At 65.5% G+C, this 19,097-nt stretch carries 17 protein-coding genes; 13 read left to right on the top strand and 4 right to left on the bottom strand.

The genetic code is table 11. The annotated features are described in order from the left end of the window. Nucleotide 1 precedes the first annotated feature (1 nt). Genes ACQR0U_RS07255 through ACQR0U_RS07235 form a run of 5 tightly spaced genes read left to right on the top strand, consistent with a single transcriptional unit; the run spans nt 2 to nt 4,605 of the window. Nucleotides 2–943, top strand: coding sequence for a carbohydrate ABC transporter permease (locus ACQR0U_RS07255; RefSeq protein WP_315712132.1), 942 nt, complete (start codon nt 2–4; stop codon nt 941–943). Further along, nucleotides 936–1,784, top strand: coding sequence for a carbohydrate ABC transporter permease (locus tag ACQR0U_RS07250; RefSeq protein WP_315826885.1), 849 nt, complete (start codon nt 936–938; stop codon nt 1,782–1,784). Before ACQR0U_RS07255 ends, ACQR0U_RS07250 begins: the two co-directional genes overlap by 8 nt. A gap of 22 nt (nt 1,785–1,806) precedes the next feature. Continuing rightward, nucleotides 1,807–2,904, top strand: coding sequence for a Gfo/Idh/MocA family protein (locus ACQR0U_RS07245; protein WP_434842997.1), 1,098 nt, complete (start codon nt 1,807–1,809; stop codon nt 2,902–2,904). A 10-nt stretch (nt 2,905–2,914) separates the two neighbouring features. Then, nucleotides 2,915–3,559, top strand: coding sequence for a ThuA domain-containing protein (locus ACQR0U_RS07240; protein ID WP_316170481.1), 645 nt, complete (start codon nt 2,915–2,917; stop codon nt 3,557–3,559). After that, the gene (locus ACQR0U_RS07235) at nt 3,556–4,605 is read left to right on the top strand and encodes a LacI family DNA-binding transcriptional regulator (protein ID WP_315712126.1); all 1,050 of its coding nucleotides are present in this window, start codon (nt 3,556–3,558) and stop codon (nt 4,603–4,605) included. Before ACQR0U_RS07240 ends, ACQR0U_RS07235 begins: the two co-directional genes overlap by 4 nt. A gap of 9 nt (nt 4,606–4,614) precedes the next feature. On the opposite strand, the gene ACQR0U_RS07230 is transcribed toward ACQR0U_RS07235, so the two are convergent. Continuing rightward, nucleotides 4,615–5,013 carry an MAPEG family protein gene (locus tag ACQR0U_RS07230; protein WP_315751659.1) on the bottom strand — a complete coding sequence of 133 codons (399 nt, stop codon included), beginning with the start codon at nt 5,011–5,013 and terminating at the stop codon, nt 4,615–4,617. A gap of 73 nt (nt 5,014–5,086) precedes the next feature. Continuing rightward, nucleotides 5,087–6,892: a PHA/PHB synthase family protein gene (locus tag ACQR0U_RS07225; RefSeq protein ID WP_316164782.1), complete on the bottom strand. Its 1,806-nt coding sequence runs from the start codon at nt 6,890–6,892 to the stop codon at nt 5,087–5,089. Nucleotides 6,893–7,261: 369 nt separating this feature from the next. On the opposite strand from ACQR0U_RS07225, the gene ACQR0U_RS07220 reads away from it, so the two are divergent. The 5 genes from ACQR0U_RS07220 (at nt 7,262) to ACQR0U_RS07200 (ending at nt 12,312) form a co-directional block, all read left to right on the top strand. Then, nucleotides 7,262–7,450, top strand: coding sequence for a hypothetical protein (locus ACQR0U_RS07220; RefSeq protein ID WP_315712122.1), 189 nt, complete (start codon nt 7,262–7,264; stop codon nt 7,448–7,450). A 233-nt stretch (nt 7,451–7,683) separates the two neighbouring features. After that, nucleotides 7,684–8,904, top strand: a complete 1,221-nt coding sequence (locus ACQR0U_RS07215; protein ID WP_315712121.1) for an LL-diaminopimelate aminotransferase — start codon at nt 7,684–7,686, stop codon at nt 8,902–8,904. Between the two features lie 39 nt (nt 8,905–8,943). Next, a complete protein-coding gene (locus ACQR0U_RS07210) occupies nt 8,944–10,263 on the top strand; it encodes a homoserine dehydrogenase (protein WP_434842998.1) in 1,320 nt (439 codons plus the stop codon). A 204-nt stretch (nt 10,264–10,467) separates the two neighbouring features. Continuing rightward, entirely contained in the window at nt 10,468–11,469 is a 1,002-nt protein-coding gene (glpX, locus tag ACQR0U_RS07205) for a class II fructose-bisphosphatase (protein WP_315712118.1), read from the top strand. Nucleotides 11,470–11,592: 123 nt separating this feature from the next. Beyond that, nucleotides 11,593–12,312: a haloacid dehalogenase type II gene (locus tag ACQR0U_RS07200; protein ID WP_434842999.1), complete on the top strand. Its 720-nt coding sequence runs from the start codon at nt 11,593–11,595 to the stop codon at nt 12,310–12,312. A gap of 10 nt (nt 12,313–12,322) precedes the next feature. Here ACQR0U_RS07200 and ACQR0U_RS07195 read toward each other — a convergent pair whose 3' ends face one another. Then, nucleotides 12,323–13,411: a methyl-accepting chemotaxis protein gene (locus tag ACQR0U_RS07195; RefSeq protein WP_315712115.1), complete on the bottom strand. Its 1,089-nt coding sequence runs from the start codon at nt 13,409–13,411 to the stop codon at nt 12,323–12,325. Between the two features lie 308 nt (nt 13,412–13,719). Between ACQR0U_RS07195 and recJ the strand changes: the two genes are divergently transcribed. Both recJ and ACQR0U_RS07185 read left to right on the top strand, forming a co-directional pair. Further along, complete coding sequence (recJ, locus tag ACQR0U_RS07190; RefSeq protein ID WP_316185009.1) at nt 13,720–15,561, top strand: single-stranded-DNA-specific exonuclease RecJ; 1,842 nt, start codon at nt 13,720–13,722, stop codon at nt 15,559–15,561. 869 nt (nt 15,562–16,430) lie between these two features. Continuing rightward, a complete protein-coding gene (locus ACQR0U_RS07185; RefSeq protein WP_315712112.1) occupies nt 16,431–17,438 on the top strand; it encodes a serine hydrolase domain-containing protein in 1,008 nt (335 codons plus the stop codon). A gap of 152 nt (nt 17,439–17,590) precedes the next feature. Here the strand turns inward: ACQR0U_RS07185 and ACQR0U_RS07180 are convergent, their stop codons facing one another. Next, nucleotides 17,591–17,992: a hypothetical protein gene (locus ACQR0U_RS07180; protein WP_316192595.1), complete on the bottom strand. Its 402-nt coding sequence runs from the start codon at nt 17,990–17,992 to the stop codon at nt 17,591–17,593. Between the two features lie 280 nt (nt 17,993–18,272). On the opposite strand from ACQR0U_RS07180, the gene ACQR0U_RS07175 reads away from it, so the two are divergent. Then, nucleotides 18,273–19,070, top strand: a complete 798-nt coding sequence (locus ACQR0U_RS07175) for an NYN domain-containing protein (protein WP_316202037.1) — start codon at nt 18,273–18,275, stop codon at nt 19,068–19,070. The last annotated feature ends 27 nt before the right edge of the window (nt 19,071–19,097 follow it).

Genomic DNA, 19,097 nt, shown 5'->3' with positions numbered 1-19,097 from the left:
CGTGGCACGTCCGATCGCGAGTTCGCCGGCGATGGGTGTATCGCCGGCATCGCTCTCCACGCGCGCGGTGGGCGGCCCGAGCTGGGACGGCCGCTTCACCGTCCTGATCCTGTTCCTGCCGCCTGCGCTGCTGCTGTTCACGCTCTTCGTGGTGCTGCCGATCGGCGAGGCCGCCTGGTACTCGGGCTTCAACTGGAATGGGTTCGGCAGGCCGACCCATTGGATCGGCTTTGACAACTATCGTTTCGTGCTGGAGACGCGCGCGTTCTGGCTCGCGCTGCGCAACAACGGCCTGATCATTGCGGTCTCGCTGTGTGTCCAGTTGCCGCTGGCGCTGACTCTGGCCCTGATGCTCGCGGAGCGGTTCCGCGGCGCGGTGGCGCTGCGGATGCTGTTCTTCATGCCCTATATCCTCGCCGAGATCGCGACCGGGCTGATCTTCAGCTTCGTCTATGACGGCGATTATGGCCTGGTCGCGTCGATCTGGCGCAGCTTCGGCGCCGAGCCGCCGCATCTGCTGGCCTCGACCGACACGGCGATGCTGGCGGTGCTGATCGTGATCGTCTGGAAGTATTTCGGCTTCCACATGATGCTGTTCATCGCCGCGCTGCAGAGCATCGACAAGAGCCTGATCGAGGCCGCCCGGATCGACGGTGCGACGCGGTCGCAGAGCCTGCGCCACATCGTCATTCCCTTGCTCTACCCGACGATTCGGCTCTCGGTGTTCTTCGCCATCGTCGGCTCGCTGCAGCTGTTCGACCTGGTGATGCCGCTGACGCGCGGAGGGCCCGCCGACTCCTCGAATACAATGGTGAGCTTTCTCTACAACAACGGCATCTCCCGGATGCGGGTCGGCTATGGCAGCGCCATCGGCGTCATCCTGTTCGTGATCTGCGTGACCTTTGCCTTCACCTACAAGCGATGGTTCATGCGCGATGAATAAGGTGGAGACGTTCCGGGCACCATTCGATCCCGCCGTGCTGTTCAAGACGGTGTTCCTCGCGATCGTCGCCATCTTCGTGCTGGTGCCGCTGCTTGCGACGCTGCTCGGTGGCTTCAAGTCGCTCGGGGAATTGCGCGTGAATCCGTTCGGCCTGCCGCAGCACTGGGCGTGGCAGAACTATGCCGATATCCTGTTCTCCGGGCGCTACTGGCAGCTCCTGCGCAATTCGCTGATCATCTCCACGCTGACGGTCGTTCTGACTCTCATCGTCGCGTCGATGGCGGCCTTCACCTTTGCCCATGTCCGATTCTACGGCAGCTCGATGCTGCTGAGCTATTTGACGCTCGGCCTGCTGTTTCCGGCGGCGACCGCGGTGTTGCCGCTGTTCATCAAGGTGCGCGATCTCGGGCTGCTCGACACCTATTTCGGCGTCGCGCTGCCGCAGGTCGCCTTCAGCCTCGCCATGAGCGTGCTGTTGCTGCGCCGCTTCTTCAAGGACATCCCCTACGAGCTGCTCGAGGCCGCGCTGGTCGACGGCTGCAGCTATATCAAATTCTTCCGCTACGTGACGTTGCCATTGTCGCGCCCGATCCTGGCGACGGTCGGCACCATTACCTTCGTCAACAGCTGGAACGCCTATCTGCTGCCGCTGGTGATGCTCAACACCGATGCGCTGTATCCATGGCCGCTCGGCATCATGGTCTATCAGGGCGAGTATTCGTCCGAGTGGCACCTGATCCTCGCCTTCATCACCCTGACCATCCTGCCAACGATCATCCTCTTCCTCCTGGCGCAGAAGCACATCGTTGCCGGCCTGACGTCGGGCGCGGTCAAGGGATGAACCGGACCTCACGGAGACCCCAATGAGAAAAGTCGGCATCGGCATCATCGGCTGCGGCAACATCAGCACCGCCTATCTGAAGGCCGCCCAGCGCTTCCCCGTTCTGGACATCAAGGCGCTCGCCGACATGCGCAGCGACGCAGCCGAGCGACAGGGCGCAGCCTTCGGCCTGCCGGCGATGCGGGTCGATCAATTGCTGAAACGCGATGACGTCGAGATCGTCATCAATCTCACCGTGCCGCTCGCCCATACCGACGTCAGTCTCGCCGTGCTGAATGCCGGCAAGCACGTTCATTCCGAGAAGCCGCTCGGAATCGACGTCGCGGAAGCCCGCAAGGTGATCGAGCTTGCCGCGCAGAAGAACCTGCGGGTCGGCTGCGCGCCCGACACGTTCCTCGGCGGCGCCCACCAGACCGCGCGCAAGCTGATCGACGACGGCGCGATCGGCACGCCTGTCGCGGGCAGCGCGTTCTTCGGCTGTCCCGGCCATGAGCGCTGGCATCCGGCGCCGGGCTTCTATTACCTGCGCGGCGGCGGGCCGATGCTCGACATGGGCCCGTACTACATCACCGATCTGGTGCAGTTGCTTGGCCCGGTCGCGAGCGTGATGGGCTCGACCGCGCGCCCAAGATCCGAACGCCTGGTCACCAGCCAGCCGATGAACGGCACGCTGATCCCGGTCGAGGTCGCGACCCACGTCGCGGGCACGCTCGAGTTCGAGAGCGGGGCGGTGGTCTCGGTCACCATGAGTTTCGACGTTCCGAAGCACCGGCACGCGCCCATCGAGATCTATGGCGCCGAGGGCAGCATGCTGGTGCCGGACCCGAACCGCTTCGGCGGCGAGGTCCAGATCGCCAAGACCGGCGGGGACTGGCAGACGATGCCGTTGACGCATGGTCACGTCGACGGCGAGTTCCGCTCCATCGGCGTGGCCGATATGGCGACCGCGATCCTGAACGACCGGCCGCATCGGGCCAGCGGTGCGCTCGCCTTCCACGTGCTGGAGGTCATGGAGGCGTTCCAGACCTCCGCAAGCGAAGGGCGGCGGGTCAGGATCGAGAGCCGTGTGGAGCGGCCGGCGATGTTGCCTGTTGGACGCGACACCGGACAGATCGACTGAGGACAGAGACATGCGCAAGGCAATGATTGTATGGGGCGGCTGGCCAGGACATGACCCCGATCTCTGTGCCTCGATGATCCGCGGCTGGCTCAAGGCGGAAGGCTTCGAGGTGCGGATCGAGACCACGACGGCCGCGTTCGCAGATCCTGCGATCCACGATCTGTCGCTGATCATCCCGATCTACACGATGTCCAAGATCGAGAAGGCGGAAGCGCTCAACCTCTGCGCGGCGGTGCGCCGCGGCGTCGGGCTCGCCGGCCATCATGGCGGCATGTGCGATGCCTTCCGCGATTCGGTCGACTACCAGTTCCTGTGCGGCGGGCAATGGGTCGCCCATCCCGGCAACATCATCGACTATCGGGTCGACTTGACCAGGCCGGACGATCCCATCATGAAGGGCCTGACAAGTTTCGAGCACCGTTCAGAGCAGTATTACATGCACGTCGATCCGGCCAACGAGGTGTTGGCGACCACGACCTTCACCGGAGAGCACGCCCCGTGGATCGAGGGGGTGGTGATGCCGGTGGTCTGGAAGAAGCGTTACGGCGCGGGCAGGGTGTTCTATTCCTCGCTCGGCCACCGTGCCTACGAGCTCGACGTGCCGGAGATCCGGACGTTGATGACCCGCGGCATGCTATGGGCGGCGCGCGAGTGACGGCTGACGCGAACCCGTTACCGGTCCGGGCCACGCTGGAGGACGTCGCGCGGACGGCGGGCGTGTCGCTCGCCACCGTCGACCGCGTCATCAACCGGCGCGAGGGCGTGCGTGCCAAGACCGTTGCCCGGGTGGAGGCCGCTGTTGCCAAGCTGGGTTATCGCGCCGACGTCGCAGCGGCACGGCTCGCGCGCGGCCAGAGCTTCCGCTTTGCCTTCGTGCTGCCGACCGGTGGCAACAGCTTCATGACCATCCTGACCGAGCAGGTCCAGCGCACGGCAGAGTGGCTGGCCGGTCAGCGCGGCTTCATCGATATCCTCCACGTCGACGTGTTCGATCCTGACGTGCTGGCCGGTGCGCTGGAGAACCTGTCGCCGGCCTATCAGGGCGTTGCGGTCATCGCGCTGGATCACCCCAGAGTGCGCGCCGCGATCGACGAACTCACCGCGCGCGGCGTCGCGGTGGTGACCCTGGTCTCGGACGCCCCGAGCTCGCGCCGCCTGCACTACGTCGGCATCGACAACCCTGCCGCGGGGCGGACGGCGGCCACGCTGATGGGGCGCTATCTCGGCGGTCGCGAGGGGACGGTTGCCGTGATCGCGGGATCATTGTCGCTGCGCGATCACGCCGAGCGGCAATTCGGCTTTCACCAGATCCTGTCCAGCGAGTACCCGAACCTGCTCGCGCTTCCGGCAATCGAAGGCCGCGATGAGAGCGAGCGCACGCGGGAGCTGACCGCCGCGCTGCTCGCGCGCCATCCGGATCTGCGCGGCATCTACTGTTGTGGCGCCGGCAACCGTGGCATCGCCGATGCCCTCGAGGCATCCGGCCGCGCCCGGGAGGTGGTCTGGATCACCCATGAGCTGACCCAGCACACCAGGCGGTTCCTGGTCCGCGGCACGTGCGACGCCATCATCAACCAGGATCCCGGCCACGAGGCGCGCTCGGCTGCGCGGGTCCTGCTCGCGCATTGCTCGGGCGAGCCGATCAGCCCCGATCAGGAGCGCATCCGCATCGACATCTTCCTGCGGGACAATCTTCCCTAGCCGACAGGCCTAGAGCCAGCCGAAGATCGCGAGCGCCAGGACGGCCTGGGCGATGAAGCCGACGACGAACGCAAGGGTGCGAAATACGGGCAGGCCGATCGCGTAGACGATGACGTGGGCGACGCGCGACCAGAAATAGACGGCGCAGGCGAGCACGGTCCATTTGGTCGAATAGTCGATCGCGTTGAGGATCAGCACCAGCGGCGCGAAGATCACGAGGTTCTCGACCGCGTTGTCGTGCGCGAACATCAGCCGGGTCGCCCACGGCGCGTGCGGCTTGTCGTTGCGGGAAGGGTTGGCCATCGCGCCCGTCAGGCCGCGGACCTGGCAGCGGTTCAGGATGTAGGGAACCCACAGCAGGCCGGTCAGAATGACCGTGAGCGTCAGCCAGAACAGTTCGCGCGTCATCGAGATCCCCTCAACTGATTCCCGTCCCGTCCCGGCGGGACGGAGCGTTTATAGTCAATCGCGGCGGATCGCGCTATGCGCGGACGCGGACATAGGAGCCCGGCGCATCCTCGAGCGGTGGATAGGCCTCGCTGCCGACGCCGCGCGCGGGAACCTCTTCCGGATCGAGCTGGCTCAGCCATTCGCGCCAGTCCGGCCACCACGAGCCCTTGTGCTCCTGCGCGCCCTTCATCCAGTCCTTCAGCGAGATGTCGTGGATCTGGTCATTGGTCCAGTACTGATACTTGCCGGAGGAGGGCGGATTGACGACGCCGGCGATGTGGCCCGAGCCCGAAAGCACGTACTTCACCGGACCGCCGAAAAATTGCGATCCGTACAGCACGGAGTCGGCCGGCGCGATGTGGTCCTCGCGGGTGGCGAGGTTGTAGACCGGCACCTTCACCTTGGAGAGATCCAGCAGCGTGTTGTCCAGCACCATCGTGCCCTGCGTCAGCCGGTTCTCCAGATAGCAGTTGCGCAGGTAGTAGGAATGGTTCGCCGCCGACATCCGCGTGGCGTCCGAGTTCCAGTGCAGCAGGTCGAATGCCTGCGGCGGCTGGCCCTTCAGGTAGTTGTTGACGACATAGGACCAGATCAGGTCGTTCGAGCGCAGCATGTTGAAGGCCATCGCCATCTTGCTGCCCTCGAGCACGCCCGAAGCCTGCATGTCGCGCTCCAGCGCCGAGATCTGGGTTTCGTCGACGAACACCAGCAGATCGCCGGCATGGGTGAAGTCGACCTGTGCGGCGAGGAAGGTCGCCGAGGTCACGCGCTGGCGGCGCTTGTCGGCCAGCCAGGCGAGCGTCGTCGCCAGCATGGTGCCGCCGACGCAATAGCCGAGCGTGTGCACCTTCATCTCGCCCGTCACCTTCTCGATGACGTCCATCGCGGTGAGCGGGCCTTCCTTCATGTAGTCCTCCCAGGTCTTGGTCCCGAGCGACTTGTCGGGATTGACCCAGGAGATCACGAACACCGTCAGGCCCTGATCGACGCACCATTTGATGAAGGATTTCTCCGGGCGCAGATCGAGGATGTAGAACTTGTTGATCCAGGGCGGCACGATCAGGAGCGGCGTCCGCAGCACGCTCTCCGTCGACGGCGCGTACTGGATCAGCTGCATCATCTCGTTCTGGAAGATCACCTTGCCCGGCGTCGTCGCCATGTTGACGCCGACCTCGAGATTGGCCGGGTCGGACTGGCGGATCTTCAGCGAGCCCTTGCCGGCCTCGATGTCCTCCGCGAGCATCTGCATGCCACGCACAAGATTATCGCCGCTCGACGCTACCGTCTGCCGCAGCACCTCCGGATTGGTCAGGACGAAATTCGAGGGCGCCAGCGCATTGGTGATCTGGTTGACGTAGAACTCGGCCTTCTTGCGCGTGTGCGGATCGAGGCCCTCGGCATTGTGGACAAGGTCCTGCGCCCACTGCGTCGTCAGCAGATAGGCCTGCATCACGAAATCGAAGAACTGGTTCGACTTCCATTCCGGATCGGCGAAGCGCTTGTCGCGCGGGGAGGGCGAAATGGCCGGGGGTACGTCTTCGCCGGCGAGACGGCGCGCGGCCGAGCCCCACAAATCGAGATAGCCCTTGGCGATCTTGGTCTGGATGTCGCTGGCGCGATCCTTGTCCGACAGCCAGTAGTCGGCGACGGCGGTGAAGGATTTGACGACTTCGGTCAATTCGGTTGGTGGCCGGTCCTGAACTTCGCCCGTCTCGCGCGGCTTCAGGTAGGCCGAGAGCGCCTTGCCGCTGCTTTCCATGGCTTTCGCGATGTTCATCGCGAACGCTTCCGCATCGAATGTTTTTTCTGGATTGCTGCTGTTCTGAACGTCGGTCATGGCTGGATCACACTATCGCGTCGGGACCGTTTCGTCACCGAGCGAGATCAATAATCCGCGAGTTTGCGGCAAATTCGATTTCTGATTGTTGCGTTGCGAAAAAATCTCTCGCTTCCGACATCATGATCACGTAGCTGGATGAAATTCCTGTTCAAGCCGGTCACGTTTCGAGTGACAATTGGTTGTGCTGCGGCAAAATGCGCCGCGTTGCGGTCGGGCCGGGGACCGTCGACTGGAAGTTGGGGGCTGAGGGACGTGCGCGTGGGGACGCAGGGGCGAGGCTGGAGTTCGGGACGGCGCGCCCCTGTTGCGGGGCTCGTTGTGTTCGGCGCGCTCGCGCTTGCCGGGTGCTCCAGTCCAATAGCGGACATGCCTTCGCTCGACGCGGATGCGATCGCCCGGCCCAAGGAGCCGGGCGGGTATCTGCCCGTCAACGACGTGCCGCGCGACCGCGATGCGCCGATCATCTCGCCGCAGGAGCGCGACAAGATCGAAAAGGAGCTGCTCGCGGCGCGCGACCGCCAAGCCTCGGCGGGCACCAGCACCAGGCCCAAATGATCGGCCAGGGACAAGGGCTGGGCGATCGGCCGCCCGGAGCGGCGTAATTGTCTGGCGCGGCGCGGCGGCCATGATAAAACAACCGGAATCAACACCTCCGCGTGTCGTTGCCAGCCAAGCCGCGAGCCCGTGCTAAGCTCCTGATCCAGCACCGGTTTCAAGGCATGGCGTGCGCCGCCGCAGCGCCAGCTCTGCTGGCGAATCCGCCCCCGGTTGCCGGAGCCGAGAGACCCATGGAAGATTTCTATCGCATCCGCCGTCTGCCGCCTTACGTGTTCGAGCAGGTCAACCGGGCCAAGGCGGCCGCGCGGAACGCCGGGGCCGACATCATCGATCTCGGCATGGGCAATCCGGATCTGCCGGCGCCGCCGCACGTGCTGGAGAAGCTCAGGGAGACCCTGGGCAAGCCGCGGACCGACCGCTATTCGGCCTCGCGCGGCATCGTCGGACTGCGCCGGGCGCAGGCCGCCTATTACGATCGCCGTTTCGGGGTGAAGCTCAATCCCGACACCCAGATCGTGGCGACGCTCGGCTCCAAGGAAGGCTTTGCCAACGTCGCGCAGGCGATCACCGCGCCGGGCGACGTCATTCTCTGCCCGAATCCGAGCTATCCGATCCACGCCTTCGGCTTCCTGATGGCGGGCGGCGTGATCCGGTCGGTGCCTTCCGAGCCGACGCCGCAGTTCTTCGAGGCGGCCGAGCGCGCGATCATTCATTCCATCCCGAAGCCGCTTGCGCTGATCGTCTGCTATCCGAGCAACCCGACCGCCTATGTCGCGAGCCTCGACTTCTATCGCGACCTCGTCGCATTCGCGAAGAAGCACGAGATCCTGATCCTGTCGGACCTCGCTTATGCCGAGGTGTATTTCGACGACAAGAACCCGCCGCCGTCGGTGCTGCAGGTGCCTGGCGCGATGGATGTCGCGGTCGAGTTCACCTCGATGTCGAAGACCTATTCGATGGCCGGTTGGCGCATGGGCTTTGCCGTCGGCAACGAGCGCATCATCGCGGCGCTCGCGCGCGTGAAATCCTATCTCGATTACGGCGCGTTCACGCCGGTGCAGGTCGCGGCCACGGCTGCCCTGAACGGTCCCGACGACTGCATTCGCGAGATGCGCGACGTCTACCGCAAGCGCCGCGACACGCTGGTCGAGGCGTTCGGCCGGGCCGGCTGGGAGATCCCGTCGCCGGAGGCGTCGATGTTCGCCTGGGCGCCTTTGCCAGAGAAGTTCAAGAGCCTCGGCAGCATGCAGTTCGCGACGCTCATGGTCGAGAAGTCCGGGGTCGCGGTGTCGCCGGGCGTCGGCTTCGGCGAGCATGGCGAAGGCTATGTCCGCATCGCGATGGTCGAGAACGAGCAGCGCATCCGGCAGGCCGCGCGCGGCGTCCGCCGCTTCCTTGAAAGCGGGATCGAAACGTTGCACAACGTCGTTCCCATCGCCAACCGGCGCTGAGCCCTCCCGTACTTTCCTTTCGACAGGTTCTTTGATTCCATGGTCGCACCCCTGAGAGTGGGCATCGCGGGCCTCGGCACCGTGGGTGTCGAGGTCGTTCGTCTCATCGAGCGTGAGGGACGCGTGCTCACCGAACGCACGGGGCGCCCGGTGAAGGTCATCGCCGTGACGGCGCGGTCGAAGGCCAAGAAGCGCGGCATCGATCTGTCCGGGATCAAATGGGCCAAGGATCCGATCGCGCTGGCGAGCGATCCCGAAATCGACTGCCTGGTCGAGCTGATGGGCGGTGCCGGCGATCCCGCGCTGTCGGCGATCGACACCGCTCTCAAGGCCGGCAAGTCGGTGGTGACGGCCAACAAGGCGCTGATCGCCAAGCATGGCCTGAAGCTCGCCAAGGCGGCCGAGAAGCATGGCGGTGCGCTGAACTTCGAAGCCGCCGTCGGCGCGGCCATTCCGGTGGTCAAGACCCTGCGCGAAGGGCTCACCGGCACCGGCATCAGCCGCGTCTATGGCATCCTCAACGGCACCTGCAACTACATCCTGACTCGGATGGAGCAGGAGGGGCTGTCGTTCGACGAATGTCTGAAGGACGCCCAGCGTCTCGGCTATGCCGAGGCCGATCCGTCGTTCGACATCCATGGCCACGACACCGCGCAGAAGCTCGCGATCCTGGCGAGCCTCGCCTTCGGCACCCAGGTGGCGCAGAACTCGGTCTATGTCGAAGGCATCTCCTCGATCGCGCCGGAGGACCTGCGCGCGGCGGCGGAGCTCGGCTACCGCGTCAAGCTGCTTGGCGTTGCCGTGCGCACCGCCAAGGGCATCGAGCAGCGGGTGCACCCGACGATGGTGCCGAAATCCTCCTCGATCGCCCAGGTGATGGGCGTCACCAACGCGGTCACGATCGACGGCGACGGTATCCCGCCGATCACGCTGGTCGGACCGGGAGCAGGGGGGGCCGCGACGGCGTCCGCCGTCGTCGCCGACATTGCCGACGTCGCGCGCGGCATCCGCGCCGCGCCGTTCGGGCGTCCGGTCGACAGGCTGCAGGCGACCGAGAAGGCGCCGATGGAGCGGCACGAGGGTGGCTATTACATCCGCCTGATGGCGCGTGACCATGCCGGCACGGCCGCGACCATCGCCACCCGGCTCGCCGAGCAGAAGATATCGATCGAATCGATCGTGCAGCGCCATCCCAATGGCAGCGAGCCGGCAAAGACGGCCGGCAAGTCTGCGCCGGTGCCGGTCATCCTGATCACCTATGCGACACACGAGGACGCCGTGCATCGCGCGCTCCAGGCGGTGCAGCGCGACAAGGTCATCAGCGGCAAGCCGCAGGTGATCCGGATCGAGAAGAACTAGCGCATGATGCCCAGGGAACCACTTGTCCCTGCTCAAACAAACGCGTGGCGTTTGGTATAGGTTCATGCTCAAACCGGGAGAATAGACAGGCGGGGAGCGGCCGTTCGTGCCGACCGCCTGACCCGGATGCCGCCCAGGGGGGCGGCGTGCGAGCGGTAGATTTTGATGGCGGATGTCCGCCTTGACGTCTTGAGGAGTTGATCGATGTCGACGCAGATTTCTGTCCCGCAACAATTGCTGCTCGAGCGCATCCTGACGCTGGAGCTGGTGCGCGTGACCGAACGGGCGGCGGTGTCGGCGGCGCGGTTGCGCGGCCACGGCCAGGAAAAGCCGGCCGACCAGGCGGCCGTGGATGCGATGCGCCGCGAGCTCAACAAGCTGCCGATCGAGGGCACGGTCGTGATCGGCGAGGGCGAGCGTGACGAGGCGCCCATGCTCTATATCGGCGAGAAGGTCGGCCTCAATGCCGGGCCCAAGGTCGACATCGCGGTCGACCCGCTCGAGGGGACGACCTTGTGCGCCAAGAACATGCCGGGCGCGATCGCGACCATGGCGATGGCCGATGGCGGCACGCTGCTGCATGCCCCCGACGTCTACATGCAGAAGATCGCGGTCGGCCCCGGCTACGCCAAGGGCGTCGTCGACATCGACGCGACGCCGGCCGACAACGTGCGCCGGCTCGCCAAGGCCAAGGGCGTCGAGCCCGGCGCGATCACGGTGCTGGTGCTCGACCGTCCGCGCCACGCCGACATCATTCAGGGCGTCCGCTCGACCGGCGCTGCGGTACGCCTGATCACTGACGGCGACGTCGCCGGCGTGATCCACTGCGCCGATCCCGACAACACCGGCGTTGACATGTATCTCGGCACCGGCGGCGCGCCGGAAGGCGTGCTGGCCGCGGTGGCGCTGCGCTGCATTGGCGGCCAGATGCAGTGCCGCCTGATCCTCGACACCGAGGAGAAGCGCGAGCGCGCCCACAAGATGGGCGTCGGTGATCCCAAGATGATCTACGGCATCGAGGACATGGCCCGCGGCGACTGTCTGTTCGCGGCCACCGGCGTCACCACCGGCTCGCTGCTCTCCGGCGTCAAGTTCCGCAAGGACGGCGTGATCGAGACCGAGACCGTCGTGATGCGCTCGGTCACCGGCACGGTGCGCTACATCCGCGCGGAGCATCGCCAGTTGGCGAAGTTCCACCTCGACTGATCCAGCACAGTCGTTCCGGGGCACGCGGAGCGTGACCCCGGAATCTCGAGATTGTGGCGCGAGATCCCGGGTCTGCGCGCTGTGCGCGGATCCCGGAATGACGAAATTGGAGAGCGGCTCAGCATGTCCGACCTGTCCATGGTCAAGGCGCTGGTGTTCGATGTGTTCGGCACCGTCGTCGACTGGCGCACCAGCCTGATCAACGACTTCACCGCGTGGTCGAAGACCCGCGGCATCCAGGGCGACTGGACCGCGCTGGTCGATGGCTGGCGCGGGCTCTATGTCGGCTCGATGGACGAGGTCCGCAGGCATCCGGAGCGCGGCTACGTCATCCTCGACGTGCTGCACCGGCGCTCGCTGGAGACGCTCGTCGCCCAGCTCGGCATCACCGGCTTGACCGAAGCCGATCTCGATCATCTCACCCGTGGCTGGCACCGGCTGCATCCGTGGGCCGACGGTGTCGCCGGGCTGACCCGGCTGAAATCCAAATACATCATCGCGCCGCTCTCCAACGGCAATGTCGCACTGCTCACCAACATGGCGAAGTTCGCGGGTCTGCCGTGGGACCTCGTTCTCTCCGCCGAGCTGTTCCAGCACTACAAGCCCGACCCCGAGACCTATCTCGGCGCCGCGCGTCTGCTCGGTCTTGCGCCCGGCGAGGTGATGATGGTCGCCGCGCACAACAATGATCTCGAGGCGGCGCAACGCTACGGACTGAAGACCGCCTTCGTCGCCCGCCCCACCGAATACGGCCCGCTGCAGAGCCGCGACTTCGACGCCACCGGCGCCTGGGACATCGTCGCCGATGATTTCAACGGCATCGCCGACCGGCTCGGCTGCTGATCGTCCTGCCTCACGCGCCCGACACGATCACGCCGTACCAGCCGAGCCCCTTGTAGGTCTCGTAACCGGGCGTGGCGTGGAACGCGACCATGCGCCCGGAGATGTCCTGATAGAAGCCACTGCGCTTGCCATCGAGCTTCAGTGAAACGCGCTCGCTGAGAATGCCCTGACCGTCCGAGGATGCGATCACGCGCAGATTGGAATCCACCAGGAGCACGCGGGCCTTGTCGCTCTCGCTGACGCGCACGCCCTGAACGATGGCGCGCGCCTGCGCTTCCCAATCGAAATGGATCGCGAGCACGCCAAGCGGCTTGCCATGCGCCTTGCCGTCCTCGCGCACCGAGGCGCAATAGGTCGCGACCTGGGCGTTGCCGAGCAGCGGCTGGCACTCGACGTCGCCGGCGACGTAGTCGTCGCCCGAGCGCAAGCCCCGCGCCTCGCGAAACCATTTGGTGTCGGCGACGCTCTGGCCGACGACGTTGAAGCGGTCGGCGCGGCCGTTGGCGATCACCTTGCCGCTCGGATCGCACAGCCACAGATCGAGATAGACGGTGTAGGCGGAGAGAATCACCGCGAGCCGTTCGGAGACGTGCGTGACGCGGGCGGCATCGGGCGCGGCGGCGCAATCGACCACGGCGGAGTCGGTCGCCCACCAGCGGACGTCGCAGGTCCGCTCATACAGATTGCGGTCGATCAGTTCGATCGCGTTCAGCGCCAGATCGACCATGCGCTCGCCGCGGGCGCGTTCGGTCATGCGCTCGATCGAGCTCTTCAGATTGCCGGTGCGCGTCGTGAGCTGGCCCTCCAGCTCGCGCGCGATGGTCTCGACGAGTTGGCCGACGGCGCGCACCTCCTGGGCCACCACGGCGAAGCCTGCGCCTTGCGCGCCCACCCGCGAGCTCTCGATCAGCGCGTTCAGCGCCAGCATCTTCATCTGGTTGGTGATCTGCTGGATCGATTTGGTCTTCTCGCAGGCGATCTGATTGACCTCGCCGGTGAGCCGCGCGATCAGCGCCGAGACGTCGGTCTCGTTATCCTTGGGAGTCGTTTGTGCCGGAGCGGCGGAGGGCTGCGTCTTCAACTCGGGCGCGGTCAGCATCGGCAATGAACTCCATGTTGCCGCGCCTCCTGGTCGGCACGAAGAGGGCGGACAAATCGGACGTAATAATTGATTGAAATGTTACGGAGTTCGCCTAATGGCTGTTTAATGCACTCCATCGAACGCAGCTCTAATTTTAGGCAACCAGCCGTATATGGCGGCATTTCCCTGATTTCCTGTGAGTTCCGCCAAGTTCTGGGACGATTCTGGTGGGTTTCATGGATGGAACCTGCTGAGGCAGGCCAGTTGCTGTAGATTCGACTGCGTCCATTTCGAATCGCTGCGCTGCAAGCGAGGCCCCGCGCATCATGGCACCATCCGCCCTTGCACTGCCCCTGAGCGCCCCGCAGGCGTTCCTGGGCGTGCGGCTGTCGCTGACCAACAAATTGTGGCGCGACCGGCTGGATGCGCGCGGCGCGGCGCGCGCGCTTGCGATGGTGCAGCGCTATCAGTTGCCCGAGATGCTGGCGCGCGTGCTCGCCGGGCGTGACGTCGAGATCGACGCGGTCAACGACTTCCTCGATCCGACCATCCGCAAGCTGATGCCGGATCCGTTCACGGTGACGCAGATGGAGGCGGCGGCGCAGCGCATTGCCGACGCCGCGGTCAAGGGCGAGACGGTCGCGATCTTCGGCGACTACGATGTCGACGGCGCGACCTCGGCGGCGCTGCTCGCCTGGCATCTGCGCCATTGCGGGCTCGATCCGCTGATCCACATTCCCGACCGCATCTTCGAAGGCTATGGCCCGAACGTCGAGGCGATCCGCGCGCTGGCAAGCAAAGGCGCGACGCTGCTGGTGACGGTCGACTGCGGCACCACCAGCCTCGAGCCGCTGGCGGAGGCGCGGCGGCTCGGCATGTCCGTGGTGGTAATCGATCACCATCAATGCGGCGAGGAGCTGCCGGAGGTCGAGGCGCTGGTCAATCCGAACCGGCCGGATGATCTTTCCGGCCTCGGCTATCTCGCCGCGGTCGGGCTGACGCTGGTCACGCTGGTTGCGGTCAATCGCGAGCTGCGCGGCCGCGGCTTCTGGAGCAGCACGCGCCCGGAGCCGGATCTGCTCAGCATGCTGCATCACGTCGCGCTCGGCACCGTGGCCGACGTCGCGCCGCTGATCGCGCTCAACCGCGCCTTTGTCGCCAAGGGCCTGATCGCGATGCGCCGGCGCGACCATGTCGGGCACACCGCGCTGATGGATGTCGCCCGGCTCAACGGTCCGCCCGAAGCCTGGCATCTCGGCTTCATGCTGGGACCGCGCATCAATGCCGGCGGGCGCATCGGCCGCGCCGATCTCGGCGTGCGGCTGCTCCTGGAAAGCGATATCTCCGAAGCCGCGCGCATCGCCGCCGAGCTCGACCGGCTCAACAGCGAGCGCCGGATCATCGAGCAGCAGGCCGAAGCGCAGGCCGAAGCGGAGGCGCTGGCCTCGCTCGGGCTGGAGGACAAGGGCGCCGTCATCGTGACCGCATCCGAAGGCTGGCATCCCGGCGTGGTCGGGCTGGTCGCATCCAGGCTCAAGGAAAAGTTTGCCCGGCCGGCGTTTGCGATCGCGCTCGAGCCGGGCGGCATCGGCACCGGGTCGGGCCGCTCGATTCCGGGCGTCGATCTTGGCAAGGCCGTCCGCCACGCCGTGGAGCAGGGCATCCTGATGAAGGGCGGCGGGCACGCGATGGCCGCCGGCGTCACCTTGCGCAAGGAGCGGTTGGCCGAGTTTCGCGCCTTTCTCGAAAGCGCGCTCGCCGCCGACGTCGCCGACGCACGTCACGTCAACGAGATCCTGATCGACGGCGCCATCAGCGCGCGCGCCGCGACACCCGAGCTGGTCGCGACGCTCAATCGCGCCGGTCCCTTCGGCAGCGGCAATCCCGAGCCCATCGTGGCGCTGCCGTCGCATCAGCTGGTTTACGCCGACGAGGTCGGGCAGGCGCATCTCAAGCTGCGCTTCAAATCCGGCGACGGCGCCGCCGTGAATGCGATCGCATTCCGCAGCGTGGGCCAGAAGCTCGGCAACGCCCTGGTTCAGCATCGCGGCCAGATCCTGCACGTCGCCGGCACCCTCACCGTCGACCGCTACCAGGGTGTCGAGCGCGTGCAGCTGCGCGTGCTCGATGTCGCCGTGCCGGACCATGGGCCGGCGATGATCAGGTAGAGCAACATCGACGAGTCGTCCCGGACAAGCTGCGTGCGTCGTCGAAGCGCCGATCCTGACCCATATGCCGCAGCCGTTGTTGTGAGAACGAGATGCCCACCTCGATCGTGCCTCGAACTGCTCCCGGTAGGTATGGGTCCCGGCGCGGAGGCCGGGACGACATCGGAGTATGACGGCCGTCGCGCTTCCCATAATGCGCGCATGATTTCACATCCCGCCGCGCCATCGCGCCCGAGTGATGCATCGTCAAGGACCCTCCCGATGAAAGAGGGCGCAGGGAATGCCGGGTGAAGGCCTCACCCATGGCCCGCCTGCAAACAAAAAGCAGGCGGCAGTCACCACAGGCAAAGCCGTTTCAACCGGCATTCCCTGCGCGGAGGTCTTAACGCTTATACGCGATCTCCCCGGTGTCCGGCTTGTTAGCCACCGTCGCCCCCGGGATCATCATCTCCCAAGAGCTTGGCGCCAGCATCGGGGCGCCAGGACCACGCGATTTCACGTCCGCAACCTGCCGTTCGTCCGCGTACATCGAGCACGCTGCAACACGATCGCGGCCACCGCATCCCGCCCTCCACGTTCATGACGATCGCGAAACGTCCCTCTCATGAGGACGGGATGCGGATGTTATTTCCGATTTTCGGAACAAAAGCAAGCGGAAAGTTTAAGGGCGGGGCTGGCTGCGGCGGCCATCTGGCTGATGCTGCGGGTGAAAATAAAAAAAATGCAGCGGGGCATGTTGCGTCATCGAGCGGTGGAGATCCGCGGCCATGCAGACAGAGACATCGATGGCCGGTGACCTCTGTACCGTCCGTCGGTCTTGCTCTAGCATTCTCGACATCGGTTTTGTCGAGACGGGAATGAACGTGCCAATGCGACGTCCGCTTGCCGTGCTGGCAATCCTTGCGATGGGTTGGTCCTGGGCTCAGGCCGAGCCGGGACTGCATTGGCGGACGGCAAGCCCGGACGAGACGCCCTGGTCTGCACCGATCGCACGCGAGGTGCAGGAGTTTGCGGTCGAACAGAAGCCGACAGCGATCATGGTCGTGAGGGACGACGACATTGTTGCCTCGTTCGGCGATCTCGGTGCGAAGGTCAATGTCCGGTCCGTGCGCAAGAGTCTGCTCAGCGCGTTGTATGGCATCGCCGTCGAAGCCGGCCGGATCAACCTCGACAGCACGCTTGCCGCGCTCGAGATCGACGACGTTCCGCCGGGGCTTTCGCCGGCCGAGCAGACCGCGACGGTGCGTCAGCTACTGATGGCGCGCTCCGGGGTCTATCATCTCGCGTCCTATGAGACGGGGCAGATGAAGCAGAGGCGGCCGGCGCGCGAGAGCCATCCGCCGGGCAGTTTCTGGTACTACAACAACTGGGATTTCAACGCGCTCGGCACGATCTATCGGCAGTCCGTCGACGACGTGTTCGCAAGCTTCGACAGACGGATCGGCCGGCCGATCGGGATGGAGGATTTCTCCGCCGCAGACGGCGTGTACGTGAAGGAAGCCTCCTCGTCGCATCCGGCCTATGTGTTTCGGATGAGCGCGCGAGACCTGGCGAGGTTTGGCCTGCTGTTCCTGAACGGCGGACGCTGGAATGGGGCTCAACTGATCCCGCCGACATGGGTGACGGAATCGACCAGCCGTCTCTCGGACACCGAGCAGCCCGGACGGGGTTACGGCTATCTCTGGTGGACCTTCAGCAGCGTCCGATCCGGCATCAGCGGCTATTTTGCCTCCGGCTACGGCGGACAGCAGATCGTGGTCGTTCCCTCGAAGCACCTGGTGGTCGTCGAGCTGGTCGATCTGGCCGTGAATCGGACAGGCGTCCGAACGCAGCGCTTCCTCGATCTCGTCGGCAAGATCAGCGCGTCGGTTCCTTGAGCAGGACGTCGATGGCCCTGGCGATCAACCTCCGATGCGATTGATTGCGTCGTGTTTCCGCCGGTGCGGATCGTGGCCGAACGCAAGCTGCCGCTGCGACCGCGTAGGCGTTCGGTTCCCAGGGGAAAGGATGACGTCAATCGCGTCGGATGCTAGCGCCAGGACGGCTTCGGCAGATGATCGGGACTGAATTTTGCCGTCGGCCGGGGCGCGGGCGGAGATGGGGCGTCGTCGGACGCCGAGAACAGCAGCAACGCCTCGAACGGCACGTCGGGTGCTTCCGCGGCATAACCGGTGCACGTGACGGGCGTGCCTCTGCAGCATCCTTCGAGGCTGAGCGTCAGCTCGTCCGGGCCGAACAACGACGGCTGTCCCGGGGCATGGCGCTTCGTCCTGATGATGGCGGTGAAACGATCGCCATGGGCCTCGTAGCTTCCGGCATAGCTCAGCACGGTGTCGCCGCCGCACACCTTGCCGCCCACCAGCTCGACGATCCCGGTTCCCTGGCCTTTGGGGGTCCTGAACCAGGCCGAATAAGTGCCTTCCTTGATCATCTGCCGCAGATCCCATCGTTGGGTGGGCGCATCGTTGTGCGACCCAAATTAAGGGAAGGTGAAAACGATCGCCAGAACAGGCCGGGAACCCGGAATTTGTTCGTATACGAATGGTGGGGGGCGCAGCAGCGCATATCTCTGTGGCCTCTGCACGCCGCGCCTCGCGTGGCCGCGCCCTGTCGCGCATCGCGAGTCCCGTCATTCGCCTCAAGAAAATCATTCGAATGGACGTCGGTCCGCGTATAAGGAATGAGACCAAGGCCTACTCAAGGACCATCTGATGCCGTCCGAACCCCGCTCGCCGCGTCTGGCCGTCCTGATCGACGCCGACAATGCCTCCGCCAAGATCGTCGACGGGCTGTTCGAGGAGATCGCCAAGATCGGCGAGGCGAGCGTGCGCCGGATCTATGGCGACTTCTCCAGCCCGCGCTCGAGGCCGTGGGCCGATACGCTGGCGCGCCACGCGATCGTGCCGCAGCAGCAGTTCGCCTACACGACCGGCAAGAACGCCTCCGACATCACGCTGGTGATCGATGCGATGGACCTGTTGCATAGCGGACGCTTCGACGGCTTCTGCCTGGTGTCGTCCGACAGCGACTTCACCCGGCTGGCGGCGCGCATCCGCGAGCAGGGCATCGACGTGTTCGGCTTCGGCGAGCAGAAGACGCCGGAGAGCTTTCGGCAGGCCTGCCGCAGGTTCATCTACACGGAGAATTTGCGCAGCGACGCGGCGAGCAGCAAGGACGCGGACAGCGCTGCGGCGCCGAAGTCGCTGCTGCCGATCAGCGCGGCGACGCCGATGATCAAGAAGGTCATCACGCAGATGGAGAGCGAGGACGGCTGGGTCGCGCTCGGCGAGGTCGGCAAGCAGCTCTCCAACCTGGTCTCCGACTTCGATCCACGCACCTATGGCTGCCGCAAGCTCAGCGACCTCGTGCGCAAGACGGGCGGCTTCGAGATCGAGGAACAGTCCAAGGGCGGCGGCTCGGTGCGCATCCGCGTGAAGGCGGCGAGCGCGTCGCAGCCCAAGGCGCGGGCGTCGAGGTCCGGCCACCGCGAGGCGACGGCCAAGCCGTGATCACGCCTGCGCGTGTTGACATCAGGT

Origin of the sequence: Bradyrhizobium sp. HKCCYLRH3097, assembly GCF_051167875.1 — a bacterium.
Lineage (GTDB): Bacteria > Pseudomonadota > Alphaproteobacteria > Rhizobiales > Xanthobacteraceae > Bradyrhizobium.
The sequence above is the reverse complement of the archived record's forward strand: the minus strand, read 5'-3'. Positions and strand labels throughout refer to the sequence as shown.

Excerpts from the sequence above, each read along its gene's own strand:
- ACQR0U_RS07250 (WP_315826885.1), top strand. The coding sequence starts at position 936 with ATGAATAAGGTGGAGACGTTCCGGGCACCATTCGATCCCGCCGTGCTG.
- ACQR0U_RS07245 (WP_434842997.1), top strand. The coding sequence starts at position 1,807 with ATGAGAAAAGTCGGCATCGGCATCATCGGCTGCGGCAACATCAGCACC.
- ACQR0U_RS07240 (WP_316170481.1), top strand. The coding sequence starts at position 2,915 with ATGCGCAAGGCAATGATTGTATGGGGCGGCTGGCCAGGACATGACCCC.
- ACQR0U_RS07230 (WP_315751659.1), bottom strand. The coding sequence starts at position 5,013 with ATGACGCGCGAACTGTTCTGGCTGACGCTCACGGTCATTCTGACCGGC.
- ACQR0U_RS07225 (WP_316164782.1), bottom strand. The coding sequence starts at position 6,892 with ATGACCGACGTTCAGAACAGCAGCAATCCAGAAAAAACATTCGATGCG.
- ACQR0U_RS07220 (WP_315712122.1), top strand. The coding sequence starts at position 7,262 with ATGCCTTCGCTCGACGCGGATGCGATCGCCCGGCCCAAGGAGCCGGGC.
- ACQR0U_RS07215 (WP_315712121.1), top strand. The coding sequence starts at position 7,684 with ATGGAAGATTTCTATCGCATCCGCCGTCTGCCGCCTTACGTGTTCGAG.
- ACQR0U_RS07210 (WP_434842998.1), top strand. The coding sequence starts at position 8,944 with ATGGTCGCACCCCTGAGAGTGGGCATCGCGGGCCTCGGCACCGTGGGT.
- glpX (WP_315712118.1), top strand. The coding sequence starts at position 10,468 with ATGTCGACGCAGATTTCTGTCCCGCAACAATTGCTGCTCGAGCGCATC.
- ACQR0U_RS07200 (WP_434842999.1), top strand. The coding sequence starts at position 11,593 with ATGTCCGACCTGTCCATGGTCAAGGCGCTGGTGTTCGATGTGTTCGGC.
- ACQR0U_RS07195 (WP_315712115.1), bottom strand. The coding sequence starts at position 13,411 with ATGCTGACCGCGCCCGAGTTGAAGACGCAGCCCTCCGCCGCTCCGGCA.
- recJ (WP_316185009.1), top strand. The coding sequence starts at position 13,720 with ATGGCACCATCCGCCCTTGCACTGCCCCTGAGCGCCCCGCAGGCGTTC.
- ACQR0U_RS07185 (WP_315712112.1), top strand. The coding sequence starts at position 16,431 with ATGCGACGTCCGCTTGCCGTGCTGGCAATCCTTGCGATGGGTTGGTCC.
- ACQR0U_RS07180 (WP_316192595.1), bottom strand. The coding sequence starts at position 17,992 with ATGATCAAGGAAGGCACTTATTCGGCCTGGTTCAGGACCCCCAAAGGC.
- ACQR0U_RS07175 (WP_316202037.1), top strand. The coding sequence starts at position 18,273 with ATGCCGTCCGAACCCCGCTCGCCGCGTCTGGCCGTCCTGATCGACGCC.